Raw genomic sequence first — 14,756 nt, forward strand, 5'->3', positions numbered from 1 at the left:
AGTTCACCCACCGATCGCAGAGCCGTCGTGCGATCGGATGCACAGTGACTTACACTGGCTACGATCGTCCGTAGTCTGGTCAGTGGCGAGACGCTCGCACGCGAAAACCGATTCGGTCGTCTTGCTCGGCGCGATTATCGGAGATAACCGAGATCAGCCAGTCGATTCTCTACATCATCATCGACCTCATTTGTCCCATCAGCAACCGGCTTTGGAGACAGCGAATCGAACGCCTCTGTAACGATCGTTCTCGAATCGCTCGAATGCGATTCCACGGCAGCCTGGGCGCTGAAGCAGTCGACGGTAGCGACGTCCGGATCCGTCTCCCCACGTACCACGTGCTTCCGAACGGCACCATCATCTCCAATCGGTTCGTAAACCGCTTTCCACGGACCGAAATACGGTTCGGGCCGGTCGGGTCGATCTTCTTTCCGGAGCCGTTCGGTCATCGTGAGGACCGGGCCGTCGAGAAGCGGGTCGTCCGATGGATCGGGTATACCAGTCGGTCTGTCTATAGCCCGCTCCATCGCTGCGGGAATATTGGTCAACGATGCAGGAGCCGTCTCGGTCCGGGACGCGTGTTGCTCCGGCCACTTCACCACCAATGGCACGTGCGTTATCTCCTCGTGGACGCCCCAACTGTGTGTCACCGCACGGCAATCCGGGGCCACGAACGACCGCTCCCCGAATCCTTCACCGTGGTCGCTCGTAATAACGAGAAGCGTCTCGTCTAACTCGCCGCGCTCTCGGAGTGCCGTTACAAGCTGTTTGACCACCGCATCTGCCTGTCGAATACCACCGTCGTAGAGCGATTCGAGCGCTTTGAGTTCTCCCCACGGCCGGCCGTTCGAGCCGTAATACTGGTCACTCAACGTCCGCCCGGCTAGTGACTCGTGAAGATCACGAATCTTCTCCCCGGACCAGTTATCGTATTCTGCCGTTGGAATATACGGATAATGCGCATCGAGCACATTGACACACGCGGCCCACGGTCCGTCCCGTTCGGCTTCCCACTCGAGGAACCTGTCCGCAAATTCAGCGCCGTCGGCTTTCTGATAGTCGTGCCATTTGGGATTGAACTCTCGGTACCCCCGCCAGAACGTATTCGCCAACGCACGCACCGGCTTCCCGGACGTGATCGCGCGCTTTAGATTCCCGGAAACACCTTCTAGCTCTTTCACGTCAGTCGGATCGAAGGCATCGAACAAGCGAGCATTTTCTATGTTTCCGAAATCGGGAGTCTCAACGGTTTCGAACGGTTCGAATAAGTTAGACGCGTTTGCGATAACGTAATTTGGGGTGAACAACCCCGTCTGATACTCGTACTCCCGTTGCAGTCTGGTCCAAATTGTTGCTTCGGGGGAGAGTCGCCCCTCGTGTTCTGTGACGTTGTGCTCCGGAACGTGAAGCCCCGTCCAGATACTCGCGTGACTTGCGACGCTATGAATGCTCGGCGCACGCGCCTGTCGGTAGACTGTCGCCTGCGCAGCGAACTGTTCTAGCGCGGGGGTTGTACGGTTGTAATGGCCGTGAAGACTCGTATTCTTTGCCCGGACTGTGTCTAAGATAACAAGTAGAATATTGGGTTTGTCGCTGTCCGATTCCATCTTTGATATTCCTCAGCATCGCAACGGAACCGAATAAATTCTTCCCTTGTGTGCTATTTATAGAACTACATCACGATAATAAGCGGCTGTCGGCTTTCAATGGCTACTAGAGACGACCGACCGCTTCCGAACTATCCCGGATCACACTGGCGAAGACCACTACCGTTTTCACGCGTCCCATCGTCGCCGACGTATGGGCAACGTTACTGCGACCCTGCACACGAACCGCGGCGACATCGAGGCTGAACTCTACGACGACCGTGCCCCGCGCACCGTGGACAATTTCGTCGGCCTCGCAACCGGCGGCAAGACCTGGACCGATCCCGAGACGGGCGAGGAAATCGAGGGCGAACCGCTGTACGACGACGTGGCCTTCCACCGCGTCATCGAGGGCTTCATGATTCAGGGCGGCGACCCGACCGAAACCGGCCGCGGCGGTCCCGGCTACCAGTTCGATGACGAGTTCCACGACGAACTCCGCCACGACGACGAGGGGGTTTTGAGCATGGCGAACTCCGGCCCGGACACGAACGGCTCGCAGTTCTTCATCACGCTCGACGCCCAGCCCCACCTCGACGACCGCCACGCCGTCTTCGGCAAGGTTACCGACGGGATGGACGTCGTCCGAGAGATCGGCAACGTCGACACGGACCGAAACGATCAGCCCCAGGAAGATGTCGTGCTCGAGTCGGTGTCGATCGACTACGAGTAACCTGCGCTGGGCTGCACTCGAAAGACGATCTTCCGTTCTACAGGTCACCGCTTGACAGCACGCTCGAAGCCAATATTTCGGCGAGAGTTACGTTCGAAATCGAACGTGAATACCATATCCGCCGCTCGACTCCCGCCACCACCGTAGAGCGGAGACGGTTTTAGGGTGGTTCGACCCGTACCGATACTATGGGCTGGACAGCTGCCGATATCCCCGACCAGTACGGCCGGACGTTCGTCGTCACCGGCGCAAACAGCGGCCTCGGTCTCGAGACCACGCGCGAACTCGCCCGCAAGGGTGCAACCGTGATCATGGCCTGTCGAAGCGTCGAACGCGGCGAGGAGGCGGCCGACGACGTTCGCGACGACCTCTCGCGCGTCGAGGGCGACCTCCGCGTCGAACAGTGCGACCTCGCGAGCCTCGACTCCGTCCGCGAGTTCACAACGCGGCTCGGCGACGAGCGACTCGACGTGCTCGTTAATAACGCCGGCGTCATGGCGATCCCACGCTCGGAGACCGAGGACGGCTTCGAGACGCAGTTCGGCGTCGATCACCTCGGGCACTTCGCTCTTACCGGCTTGCTGCTGGACAACCTCCATCTCGACGACGAGGCGGATTCGCGCATCGTCACCGTCTCCAGCGCCGTTCACGAGAGCGGTGACATCGACTTCGACGACCTGCACCACGAGGAGTCCTACGATCGCTGGGAGGCCTACGGCCAGGCGAAACTGGCGAACGTGTTGTTCGCATATGAACTCGAGCGTCGGCTGCTTACCGCGAATCTGAACGCGAAGAGCATTGCCGTCCACCCAGGTTACGCGGCCACGCAGCTCCAGATTCGCGGGCCCGAGCAGAGCGGGGACCGGCTCCGAAAGCTCGCGATGCGACTCGCGAATACGCTGGTGGCGCAGTCGGCCGAACGGGGCGCGCTTCCGCTGTTGTACGCCGGGACTGCGCCGGACGCCGAGGGCGGCGCGTACTACGGTCCCGGCGGGCTCGCGAACATGCGCGGCACGCCCGAACGCCAGGCCTCTTCGGACCGGTCTTACGACCGTGAAATGGCCCGCCGTCTCTGGGATGTCTCCCGCGAGTTGACCGGTGTGACGTACGACCTCCCGCGGCCGGCGGCCGAGCGCGCCACTCCCTGAGCGCCCTGTGTTTCCATAACAGTTTTGACCAGTTCGCGGTAATCATTCGTATGCTCTCTCGAGACACAACCGTTCACATCGGGGCGGTACTGTCGGGCCTTTTCGTCCTGGTGCTGGCCGACTATCTCGCTATCGGGCTCGAAACCGGCCCGGGATCGGTCGCGGTATTCCTGCTGTTCTACGGACTCGTTCTCGGCGGCGCGCACTTGGTCCTCGCTATCCGCGGCGAGGACGGCCTGATTCCGGTCGAAGCGAGATGGCGGTACGTCGCCGTGCTTGTCGTCGTGCTCGGCGCGGGTGCAACGATCCAGTATGCCGGTGAGAGTACCATCGGACCGACCGATCTCGAACTTCGGACCGTTGGACTCGCAGTGATCGCTCTCGCGGTGGTCGCGTACCTCGTGAACGAGTCGGTCGCCGGGTACCGCGCGTCCCGACCTCGGTGAAGCGCCCCGGAGGGCTCGCGACGAGTTCAGGATCGAACCCGGCCGCGGCTCGAGAACTCGTTCCGGAAGCGCGTTCGGCACCCAACCGTAACGCGAAAGGTGACGCAGTCGAACAGTCGTATAATGACCGACGGCGATGAGAACGGCGGCGAGATCCAGCGCGCGAGCGATGTCGGCTCGGCCGATGCGCCATCGATCGAGGAAAAGCCCTACAAGATCATCTTCGAGGCTAACAAGTGCTTCGGGGCCGGCAAGTGCGCCGAAGTCAGCGACAACTGGGAGATGTCGCTCGCCTCGGGTATCGCCAAACCGAACACCTACTTCATCGACGAGGCGGACCTGGATCACAACGTCCGCGCTGCCGAGATCTGCCCGGCGAAGAAAGACGAGGGGTGCATTCACGTCATCGACCGCCGGACGGACGAGGAGATCGCGCCGGACCCGCATGGGGACGGGACGTTGAGCGTCGACTGGTAGTCGAAACCGAGTTTCGATCGGGCGAGTCGGTCGACGCACACCGAAACGCACATTGTAGCGGGGCGGATATCCCCGAGTGCGCTTTTGCGCGAGGGTAGCCAAGCAGGCCAACGGCGGTGGGCTTAAGACCCGCTCCCGTAGGGGTCCGAGGGTTCAAATCCCTTCCCTCGCATGCTGACTCGAAACCAGTGAGAGTCGCGTATGCGAAACGGAGATGAGTCCGTGACTGGCTATGAGCTCACGAGTCCAGATCCGTTCCCAGTTGGGAGTCACCAAACGGTGAACTGTGCTCGAGTACTCGGCCATAGCGCGCTAGAACGCGGGAGCGCCGCTAGAACGGGTACTCTCGCGGCTCGCGCTGGACCGATATCCACTTCGTCGTCGTGAGTTCGTCGAGGATCGAGTCGCCGTTGTAGCGGCCGACGCCGGACTGTTTCATGCCGCCGAAGGGAACGTGGGGTTCGTCGTTGAGCGGCTGATCGTTGATGTGGACCATGCCGGTTTCGATCCCGTCCGCGATCGTACGGGCCTGCTCGAGATCCTCGCTGTGGACCGAGCCCGAGAGGCCGTGGATCGTGTCGTTTGCCAGTTCGATCGCCTCCTCGTCGCTCGAGTAGGGAATCACGGGAGCGACGGGACCGAAGTGCTCGTTTTCCGCCGCAGCCATGTCGTTATCGGCGGCAGAAAGCACCGTCGGCTCGACGACGAGTTCGTCGTGATCGCCGCCGGTTTCGAGCGTGGCTCCCGCCTCGATCGAGTCGTCGATGTACGCGACGATCTGGTCGCGCTGGCTCTCGTCGATGATCGGGCCGATGACGGTGTCGTCGTCGGTCGGATCGCCGGCGGGGAGACTCGCCGCGCGGTCGGCCAGGCGCTCGACGTACTCGTCGTACAGATCCTCGTGGACGAGGTGGCGGTTGATCGAGATGCAGGCCTGGCCCTGGTGGAGGAACGAACCGAAGACGCCGCCGTCGACGGCCCGGTCCAGGTCGGCGTGCTCGGTGACGACGTGGACGTTGTTGCCGCCGAGTTCGAGTGCGGGCAGCGCACAGGTTTCGGCGGCCTGGCTGGCGACGTGCTGGCCGACTTCCGTCGACCCCGTAAACGCGAGCACGCGGGGGATTTCGTGGTCGGCGACCGCGTCGCCGATGTCGGAACCGGAGCCGGGAACAACGCTGAGCACGCCCTCGGGGAGCCCGGCGGCTTCGAAGATGCGCGCGAGCAGCAGGCCGCCCGTGATCGGCGTGTTCGAGGCGGGTTTGAGGACGACGGCGTTCCCGGCTGCGATGGCGGGCGCGACGGCGCGCATCGAGAGGTGCAGCGGGAAGTTCCACGGCGAGATGACGCCGACGACGCCGACCGGCACGCGAACGGCGGTGTTCTCCTTGCCGGGGACGATCGACTCCGAGTGCTGTCCCGCCATCCGGAACGGGTAACTCGCCGCCTCCTGCATCATCCCGCGGGCCGTCTGGAGTTCGGCGTTGCCCTTGACCCGCGTGCTCCCGGACTCGCGGGCGAGCAACGCCAGGATCTCCTCGCGGTTCTCGCGAATGAACTCGAGGGCTGCGGTTACGACCTGTGCACGCCCCTGTGGCGGCTGTTCGGCCCACGACTCTTGGGCCTCGGCGGCGGCTTCGTAGGCCCGGTCGACGTCATCCGGCGTCCCGGCGGGAACGGACGCGAACTCCTCGCGCGTATAGGGGTTCTCAACTGTGATCGAATCGCGGTCGCCCGGTGCTGTCCACTCGCCGGCGAGATACAGCGCGTTCCAGCCGAGTTCGGAATCGGGACGCAGTGGTCGTTCCGTCATGGGGTGTGGTTTGCTACCGGACACGAAAAGCGAGCAACCAGCAACTGCAACCGTGCACTCCGTTCGGGGACGGCGAACACTCGATCCGTTCGACCTGCAGAGAGTCGAGACCCGATACGAACTCGCGTTCGGTGACTGCCGCGCGAGCGGCCCATAGCGGACAGCAACAGTCACAAGCGAATCGGCAATTGTAGTCGCCACCGTTCGCAGCCGAACGGATGGCGACCGCTACTGCTGAGCGTGAAAGAGGTACATCGTCGCGGGACCGAAGACGACGACGAACACCGCGGAGAGGCCGAGAACGATGACAACGTCTCCAGCCGTGGCGGTACCGTGCATCAGCCCGCGCATCGCCGTGACCAGGTGACTGACGGGGTTGATCGAGACGAACGCCTCGAGCCACCCGGGCATCGTCCGCGGATCGACGAAGACGTTGCTGATGAACGTAAGCGGGAACAGGATCAGCATGCTCACGCCCATGAGCGACTCCGGTGTCCGCATGATGAACCCGAGCGCCGTCCAGATCCACGACAGGCTAAACGAGAACACCAGCAAGAGCGCGACTGCCGAAATCACGCCGATTGCGCCGCCCTCCGGACGGAACCCGAGCAGCAGGCCGAGTCCGATGACCATCGTCGATGCGATCGTGTACCGAACGGCGTCCCCGAGCAGGGCACCGACGATGACCGACGGCTGCCAGACCGGCATCGTTCGGAAGCGATCGAAGACGCCCTCGTCGATGTCGTCGTTCAGCGTGACGCCGGTGTAGATCGTGATGAACACGACCGTCATGGCCAGGATTCCCGGCAAGAGTTCCTGAAGATACGCACTCGTCGAGCCGGCGAGCGCGCCGCCGAACAGGTAGGTGAACAGCAGGAGGAACATGATCGGGAAGACGGTCACGTCGAACAGTTGCTCGGGGACGTGCTTGATCTTCAGGAGCGCCCGCCAGCCGAACGTGAGCGAGGCCGACACCGCACTCGGCCGCGGCGGCCGCGGATTGTCCGACACCGCCGCGTGAAGGATGTCGACGTTGGGATCCGGCTGCCGAGCCGGATCCGAGTTCAGCTCCGTCTCCGTGGCCGTCGGTGACCGTTCGGCGGTCATTCGACTCCCTCCTGACGCATCTCATCGCCCGTCATCGTATCCCGATCCGCATCACCGCGCGTCGGCCGATCGGTCACTTCGAGGAAGAACTCGTCCAGACTCGGCTGGCCGAGCGTGAACTCGGTGACTTCGATGTGCGATTCTGCGAGTGCGTCGAGTGCCTGGGTGACGCGATCGGGGTCTTCGATCCGAGCGGAGAGGGCCGCCGGATCGGACTCGAGTTCAACTGGCGCGTCGAGGACTGAGGTCAGCACGTCCCTGGCTGCGTCGCGGCACTCGGGGTCACGCAACCGGACCGACAGGACGCCGGAACCGACGGAGGCTTTGAGTTCGCCGGGCGTGCCCTCGGCGATGATCCGTCCCTCGTCGATGACGGCGATCCGGTCGGCTAACTGGTCGGCTTCGTCCAGGTACTGCGTGGTCAGCAAAACGGTGGTTCCGTTGGCGACCAGCGCGCGGATGATGTCCCAGACCTGGTTTCGGTTCCGCGGGTCGAGTCCGGTTGTCGGTTCGTCGAGAAACAGGAGCTCCGGCGTGACGACGATGCTCGCTGCGATGTCGAGACGGCGGCGCATCCCGCCGGAGTAGGTCTTCACCTGCCGGGTCGCCGCCTCGGTCAGCCCGAAGGCGTCGATGAGTTCACGCGTGCGTTCGGCGGCCTGCGCTCGGGAGTAGCCGAGCAGGCGAGCCAGGAGGACGAGGTTCTCGCGGCCGGTGAGATCCTCGTCTACCGAGGCGAACTGGCCGGTCATGCTCACGCGACGACGGACTGCGTCGCCGTCGGTCGCAACGTCGTGACCGAACACCCGCGCCGTGCCCGCATCGGGTTGTAACAGCGTCGCGAGCATGCGAATCACGGTCGTCTTGCCGGCCCCGTTGGGACCGAGAAGCCCGTAGATGCCGCCGGCCGGGATGGCCAGGTCGATGCCGTCGACGGCTTTCGTCTCGCCGAAGTGTTTGACGAGGCCCGTCGTTTCGATGGCGAGAGGGTGCTCGCGTTCCGGTTCCGTTTCGGTCGCGGTCTGCGCTGTCGCCGCAGTATCGGTCGGATCGGTTCCATCGGTCGTGCTGCGAGTCCCTCGATCTCGTTGCCGGTCGTCAGTTACCGACGCGGCTCCGTTGCGGGTTGAGACCGTCGAGGTCGTGCCGGCACTCGAGTGACGCTTGCGATCGGCGGCGTTCGTCGGTGACGTGCGTTCGGTCATCCGACCCCCTCCGTTTCCACGAGTCGGGGCCGATTTCGGGCGAAGCACTCCGCTGTCGTCGTTTTGGGATGGGTAGAACGATTCATACGCGCTCCTCAATGTGGGTACGGTTCGCACACGTATGAACCTGCGCCAGGCGGAGTGAAAGTGATAAAACGAGGCGCTGCAATCCGCCACATTCGGGTGGCACGGCCCCTGTCTGTTCACTTTCGCTCCCCCGACAAAATCGCCGGCCGGAGACGGTTCCCGACCGATCGAGTTCAGTCACTCGCCGTCTGAAACGACAGGTCGAGCGACGGCGCGGAGTGGGTAAGCGACCCCATGGAGATCACGTCGACGCCCGCGGCGGCGTAGTCGGCGACGGCTTCGAGCGTGATCCCGCCGCTCGCCTCCGCGAGAACGCCCTCGTACTCCGCGAGCAGCGAGACGGCCTCGCGTGTCTCCGCGGGGGACATGTTATCGAGCAGGACGATATCCGCCCCGGCTTCGGCGGCCCGGGGCGCGTCCTCGACCGTTTCAACTTCCACGTCGAGTTTCGTCGCGAACGAGGCCCGCTCGCGGAAGTGTTCGACGGCACCCTCGAGCCCCATCTCCGCAATGTGGTTGTCCTTCACCATGACCATGTGCGAGAGGTCAAGCCGGTGGGTGTCGCCGCCGCCGGCCACCACGGCGCGCTTCTCGAGGCCGCGCAGGCCGGGCGTGGTCTTCCTGGTCGCGGCGATTCGTACGTCGTCGGATTCGGTCCGCGCTTCCGCGACGGCTCGGTTCGTTCGCGTCGCGATGCCCGAGGCGTGGCCGGCGAGGTTGACGGCGACGCGCTCGCCGCGGAGCACGTCGCGCGCCTCGCCCTCGACGGCGAGGAGTTCGTCGCCGGCATCGACCCGTGTACCCGCCTCGAGTCGGTCCGTCACGGTCGCGCCGATGAACGCGAAGACGGCCGCCGCGGCTTCGAGTCCCGCGACAGTGCCGGCTTCTTTGGCAACGAGTTCACCGGTCGTCTCGCCGGGGACCTGGTTCGTCACGTCGTGGTGGCCGACGTCCTCGCGGAGCCAGCGTTCGATTTGTGCGTCGGTGATCATCGGTGCTCAATCGTTCGCCGTCTGTTCCGGCGCTGGCTCGTCTTCGACGACGGAGTGACACCCCACTGACTCCGGATTCTCGCCCGCGGCGCGCGCGATCAGCAGCGCCACGACGCAGGCGTTGCGAAGTTCGTACAGGTCCCGCGCCGTCCGGGTGCGGATGTAGGCGTCCACCTCGCCCTTGAGCCGCCGGAGGACGGCACCCGCGCGAGCGAGTTCGTCGGGGTCGCGTTCCAGTCCGAGGAACTCGTCCATCGTCCGCTGCAGCCGCGCGAACTTCTCGGCGGCAAAGCGCTCGGGGAGGTCGGGGTCGCGATTGCGCAGGTCGGGCGCTTCGACGACCTCGGGTTCGGCTCCGGCGGTGGCCGCATCCTCGCCGGCCCGCAGCCCCCAGACCAGTCCCTCCAGCAGACTCGTACTCGCCAGTCGGTTCGCGCCGTGGACACCCGTCCGCGCGCACTCGCCAACGGCGTAGAGCCGGTCGAGCGACGTGCGCCCGCGGTCGTCGACCGCAACGCCGCCACAGAGGAAGTGCTCGCAAGGCGCGACGGGAATTTCGTTGCCGTCAATCCCCCGGTCGCGACACTTCTGGGCGATGCCCGGGAACTCGTCGCCGAACTCGAGCGGGCTCACGTCGAGGACGACCTCGCCGGTCGCCTCGCGCTCAGTTTCGACCGCGCGGGCGACGACATCCCGCGGCCCGAGTTCGGCGTCGGGATGATAGTCGGGCATGAATCGCTCGCCGTGGGCGTTCCGGAGGAGCGCGCCCTCGCCGCGCAGCGCTTCGGAGAGCAGGAACGGCTCTTTGCCCGCGTACGCGGTCGGATGGAACTGGACGAACTCGAGGTCGGCCACGTCCGCGCCGGCCAGCGCGGCCATGGCGATGCCGTCGCCGGTGGCGTCGTCGGGGTTGGTCGACCGCCCGTAGAGCGCGCCGATGCCGCCAGTTGCGAGGATCGTCGTCCCGGCGTAGATCGGCGTACCAGTTGCTTTTTCGTCGCTGACGACGCCGTGAACGCGGCCTTCGTGGGTGATCAGTTCGAGCGCGGCCGTGTCCTGTCGCACCTCGATGCGCTCGTGATCGTCGACGTGGTTCAGGAACGGGCGCAGAATGTGGGTGCCCGTCGCCGCGTCGACGTGGAGGATGCGCCGCTCGGAGTGGGCCGCCTCGCGGGTGTAGTCGAGTTCACCGGCGGCCGTCTCGTCGAACTCGATGCCGAGGGTGTTGATGAGCACGTCCTCGACTGCCTCATCGGCGGTTTCGACGAGGACGTCGACGGCGTCAGGGTCGGCGGTGTCGTCGCTGGCTGCGATGATGTCGTCCGCGAGCGCGGCGGGGTCGCCGCGGGTGGTCGAGATGCCGCCTTGCGCCCAGTCGGTGCTGGCGTCGTCGGGTCGCTCGGCTTTGGTCAGAAGGAGGACCTCGGCACCCGCGCGGGCCGCTGCGAGGGCGGCCGAACAGCCGGCGATGCCGCTGCCGACGACGAGCACGTCCGCGGTTTCGGGATTGTCGGTAGCTGTCATTGGTACAGTCGTTAGATGTCGAGCATTCGGTCGAGTGCGACCGTCGCGAGTTCTTTTTCGTCGGGCGCGACTTCGATCACGTTTCGTTCGCGGCCGGCGACGAGTTCTTCGAGCACCCAGGTGAGGTAGTTGGGGTCGATCTGGCGCATGGCGTTGCAGTCCATGCAGGCGTCACCACAGAGCGGGAGGACGTTCACCTCGGGATGCCAGCGCTGGAGGTGGTTCGTCAGGTGGATTTCGGTGCCGATGGCCCACGTCTCGCCGGGGTCGGCGGTGGCGACGGTCTCGCAGATGGTTGCCGTCGAACCGACGCGGTCGGCGGCCGCGACGACTTCGCGTCGGCACTCGGGGTGGACGACGACCCGCGCGTTCGGATGCTCGTCGCGAATCCGGTCGATGTGATCCGTGCGGAACCGCTCGTGGACCTGACAGTAGCCGTCCCAGAGGATGATGTCGCTGTCTGCGACTTCCTTGGCGTCCTTGCCGTCGGGATCCCAGGGGTCCCACTCCGCGATGTCGTCTTCCATGCCCAGCCGGTGGGCGGTGTTCTCCCCGAGGTGCTTGTCGGGTAGGAACAGCACTTTGTCGCCGCGTTCGAACGCCCACTCGAAGGCGCGGTGGGCGTTCGAGGACGTGCAGACGAGGCCGCCCTGACTCGCACAGAAGGCCTTCAGATCGGCGTAGGAGTTCATGTACGTGATCGGGATGATCTCCGAATTCGGCGCGGCAGCCGTGATTTCGGCCCAGGCGGCGTCGACCTGCAGCGCCTCGGCCATCCCCGCCATTGGGCAGGAGGCCTCCATGCTCGGGAGGATCACCGTCTGATCGTCGTCGGTGATGATGTCCGCGCTCTCGGCCATGAACGTCACGCCGCCGAAGATCACGTACTCGGCGTCGGCCTCGGCGGCTTCCTTCGAAAGCTGGTAGGAATCCCCGACGAAGTCCGCGTGCTCGACGATTTCGCGCCGCTGGTAGTTGTGCCCGAGAATGACGACGTCGTCGCCGAGTTCAGCGAGCGCGGCGTCGATGCGCTCCGTTCGTTCGCTCTCTTCGAGATCGCGGTACCGTGGTGGAAGCTGTTCGAGCGAGTCGTATTTGAACAAACTCAGGTCGGTATCCAGCTCCGTTGTTTCCATCGTGACCATGGTGTCTCCCAGTAGGTACACTAGCCACATACCGAGCTATTGAATAAGTTTTTCCTTCAATATCCGATATTGGTGTCCGATAGACGTTTGATGAGGAGATTGCGGATCCCTTCGTCGTCCATCACGCGCGGTAACACGTTCGGGATGCAGACTCTCCCGTCCGACGGCACGATTCTTTTCGGCACCAGCCGTCGTAGGTCGACCGAACGATGGAACTCGAACTCGAGACGATCTTCGACGAGTTCACTCGGCGCGACTGGGAGCGCGAGCCAGTCGAGGGAACGGTTCGGCTCGCGATCGTCGGCATCGGCGATTTCGCGCGCAATCGGGCGATTCCGGCCATCGCCGAGAGCGAGTACTGCGAGCCGACGCTGCTGGTCACCGGCTCGCCCGACCAGCGCCGGTTGGTGGCCGAAACGTTCGAGATCGATCACGTCATCACCTACGACGCCTTTCTCGCGGGTTCCCACACCGAGGCGTACGACGCGGTCTACGTCGCAACGCCGAACACGCTTCACGGGCGCTACGCGACGGCTGCGGCCGACCTCGGCACCGGCAAGCACGTCATCTGCGAGAAGCCGCTCGAAACGGCACCCGATCGCGTCCAGACGATCATCGACGCCTGTGACGACGCCGGCGTGACGCTGATGACGGCCTACCGCCTCCAGACCGAACCCGCCGTCCGTCGCACGCGCGAACTCGTCTCCGCGGGCGTTATCGGCGACGTTGTCCAGGTTCACGCCGGATTCTCCCATCCGCTCCTCGAAACGGATGCTTCCGACACCTGGCGGCTCGATCCCGAACTCGCCGGCGGCGGCGCGCTCGTCGACCTCGGCATCTACCCGTTGAACACGACGCGGTTCGTCCTCGGCCGCGATCCGACGGGCGTGTACGCGACGACGGCCTCGAGCACTGATCCCGTCTCGACCGGCGTCGACGAACACGTCACCTTCCAACTCGAGTTCCCGACCGACGCGACCGCGTCCTGTACCGCGAGTTTCGACGCGCACGCGAACAGTTGGCTCGAACTGATCGGAAGCGGCGGCGTGATTTCGATCAGATCTCCGTTCGGCGGGGTCGTCCCCCAGGAGATAGTCGTCGAGAGCGGTGACGTTCGCATGGAACACACCGGGCCGCCGGTCGACGAGGTCCGCGAAGAGTTCGATTACTTCGGCTACTGCGTGCTCACTGGCGCGACGCCAGAACCCGACGGCGCGGACGGCCTCGTCGATAGCCGCGTGATCGAGGCGGCCTACGAATCAGCAGAGACCGGCTGTCGCGTCGACCTCGAGTGAGGCGGCTGCCGGACGCCATCCGAACAGGATCTCCGGCACGTTACTAGATGGGGGACGAATAGAACGGCGGATAGCAAAACACAACGGGACGATATCGCCAGCACCTGCTCGCTACAACCGCGCCGGCGCGAGTTCGTGGATCGTTGTTTCGGTCACTGAACTCGAGGCCGGCTCCGGGATGACGATGATCGGACGGTCGATACCGGTCTCCGCGAGGAGCGTCCGGAGGTGGTCGCGGGCTTGCTCGGGCGTTCCGGCGACGCCGAGGTCGGCGAGCATCTCGTCGGTCACCGCCGCCGTCGCCCCGCCGGTGTCGCCCCGCCGCCACGCTTCGGCGATTCGCTCCGCCTCGTCGGGGAACGTCATGGAGACTGCGCGCCGATACCCGTCTCCGCTGCCGACGTAGTAGGCGATGTGCTGGCGGAGGGTATCGCGTGCTTCCTTGGGATTCTCGCTGACGGCGGACGGGACGTACGGGGCGATCGTGATCTCGTCCGGGTCTCGGTCGCGCTCGCGCGCGGCGTCTGCGACTTCCTCGAACGCCTCGTCGAGGTGCGAAAACGGAATGTTGTGTGGAATCCAGCCGTCGCAGAGGCGGCCGACGACGCGGCGGTTCGCCGGGCCGAGACCGGCGTGGTAGATCGGCACCGGCGCGTCGAGCGAGGGAAAGTCCGCGGCCGACAGGAGTTCGCCCTCGTAGGAGACGGGGTCGCCGTCGCCGGCGGTAAACCGCCGGATCAGCTCGATCGTCTCGTGGGCGCGCCGAACGGGCCGATCGAACGAGCGCCCGTGCAGGTCCTCGACGGCCTTCGGCGTGCTCGTCCCCAGCCCGAGCGTGAATCGGCCGTTCGACGCTCGCGAGAGTGAGGTGGCGGTCATCGCAAGGACGGCCGGCGTTCGGGAGTAGACGTTCAAAATCGCGCTGCCGAGTTCGATCTCTTCGGTTCGGCAGGCCATCTCTGTGAGCTGGACGACGCCGCTCGCTCCCCAGAGCTCGCCGACCCAGACGGCGTCGTACTCGCGTTCTTCCGCGCGGACGGCGACGTCCGCCTGATCGACCTCCCCGAACGACGTTACCATGAGTCCAACGTCCATGGTCGGTGGATACACGCGTATTGATAAAAGAGTCCCCGGTCGCACGAGTCGACCGTATCACTCTGTTGGGAGTATCACTGCCGCGAAACAGATGTGAGACACCGCC

Annotated in this window: 13 protein-coding genes and 1 tRNA gene; 6 read left to right on the forward strand and 8 right to left on the reverse strand. The window is 64.7% G+C overall.

Annotated features, from left to right (window positions below):
- Positions 1–134: 134 nt before the first annotated feature.
- The gene (locus SM755_RS00445; protein WP_323170974.1) at positions 135–1,607 is read right to left on the reverse strand and encodes a sulfatase-like hydrolase/transferase; all 1,473 of its coding nucleotides are present in this window, start codon (positions 1,605–1,607) and stop codon (positions 135–137) included.
- Positions 1,608–1,800: 193 nt separating this feature from the next.
- Here SM755_RS00445 and SM755_RS00450 point away from each other — a divergent pair, with 193 nt between their 5' ends.
- From SM755_RS00450 to SM755_RS00470, 5 genes are all read left to right on the forward strand, one after another.
- Positions 1,801–2,319 (forward strand): peptidylprolyl isomerase, encoded by a 519-nt coding sequence (locus SM755_RS00450; protein ID WP_323170975.1) that lies wholly within the window; start codon positions 1,801–1,803, stop codon positions 2,317–2,319.
- Positions 2,320–2,507: 188 nt separating this feature from the next.
- Positions 2,508–3,467, forward strand: a complete 960-nt coding sequence (locus tag SM755_RS00455; RefSeq protein WP_323170976.1) for an oxidoreductase — start codon at positions 2,508–2,510, stop codon at positions 3,465–3,467.
- Between the two features lie 50 nt (positions 3,468–3,517).
- Positions 3,518–3,913 (forward strand): hypothetical protein, encoded by a 396-nt coding sequence (locus tag SM755_RS00460; RefSeq protein WP_323170977.1) that lies wholly within the window; start codon positions 3,518–3,520, stop codon positions 3,911–3,913.
- A 123-nt stretch (positions 3,914–4,036) separates the two neighbouring features.
- Positions 4,037–4,390: a ferredoxin gene (locus SM755_RS00465; protein ID WP_006826527.1), complete on the forward strand. Its 354-nt coding sequence runs from the start codon at positions 4,037–4,039 to the stop codon at positions 4,388–4,390.
- Between the two features lie 88 nt (positions 4,391–4,478).
- A tRNA-Leu gene (locus SM755_RS00470) sits at positions 4,479–4,562 on the forward strand.
- A gap of 159 nt (positions 4,563–4,721) precedes the next feature.
- Here the strand turns inward: SM755_RS00470 and SM755_RS00475 are convergent.
- The 6 genes from SM755_RS00475 to nadA all read right to left on the reverse strand — a co-directional run bounded on the left by SM755_RS00475 (position 4,722) and on the right by nadA (position 12,260).
- Positions 4,722–6,200 (reverse strand): aldehyde dehydrogenase family protein, encoded by a 1,479-nt coding sequence (locus SM755_RS00475; protein WP_323170978.1) that lies wholly within the window; start codon positions 6,198–6,200, stop codon positions 4,722–4,724.
- A gap of 228 nt (positions 6,201–6,428) precedes the next feature.
- The gene (locus SM755_RS00480) at positions 6,429–7,307 is read right to left on the reverse strand and encodes an ABC transporter permease (protein ID WP_323170979.1); all 879 of its coding nucleotides are present in this window, start codon (positions 7,305–7,307) and stop codon (positions 6,429–6,431) included.
- Positions 7,304–8,512 carry an ATP-binding cassette domain-containing protein gene (locus SM755_RS00485; protein ID WP_323170980.1) on the reverse strand — a complete coding sequence of 403 codons (1,209 nt, stop codon included), beginning with the start codon at positions 8,510–8,512 and terminating at the stop codon, positions 7,304–7,306. Before SM755_RS00485 ends, SM755_RS00480 begins: the two co-directional genes overlap by 4 nt.
- A 260-nt stretch (positions 8,513–8,772) precedes the next feature.
- Complete coding sequence (gene nadC / locus SM755_RS00490) at positions 8,773–9,591, reverse strand: carboxylating nicotinate-nucleotide diphosphorylase (protein ID WP_323170981.1); 819 nt, start codon at positions 9,589–9,591, stop codon at positions 8,773–8,775.
- A gap of 6 nt (positions 9,592–9,597) precedes the next feature.
- Positions 9,598–11,115, reverse strand: a complete 1,518-nt coding sequence (locus tag SM755_RS00495) for an FAD-dependent oxidoreductase (protein ID WP_323170982.1) — start codon at positions 11,113–11,115, stop codon at positions 9,598–9,600.
- 11 nt (positions 11,116–11,126) lie between these two features.
- Entirely contained in the window at positions 11,127–12,260 is a 1,134-nt protein-coding gene (nadA, locus tag SM755_RS00500) for a quinolinate synthase NadA (RefSeq protein ID WP_323170983.1), read from the reverse strand.
- 209 nt (positions 12,261–12,469) lie between these two features.
- Here nadA and gfo6 point away from each other — a divergent pair, with 209 nt between their 5' ends.
- Positions 12,470–13,555 (forward strand): D-xylose 1-dehydrogenase Gfo6, encoded by a 1,086-nt coding sequence (gfo6, locus tag SM755_RS00505; RefSeq protein ID WP_323170984.1) that lies wholly within the window; start codon positions 12,470–12,472, stop codon positions 13,553–13,555.
- A 111-nt stretch (positions 13,556–13,666) separates the two neighbouring features.
- Here gfo6 and SM755_RS00510 read toward each other — a convergent pair whose 3' ends face one another.
- On the reverse strand, positions 13,667–14,650 hold the full coding sequence (locus SM755_RS00510; protein WP_323170985.1) for an LLM class flavin-dependent oxidoreductase: 984 nt from the start codon (positions 14,648–14,650) through the stop codon (positions 13,667–13,669).
- Between the last annotated feature and the right edge of the window lie 106 nt (positions 14,651–14,756).

It is taken from the genome of Natrialba sp. PRR66 (assembly GCF_034808065.1).
GTDB classification, from domain to species: Archaea; Halobacteriota; Halobacteria; order Halobacteriales; family Natrialbaceae; genus Natrialba; species Natrialba aegyptia.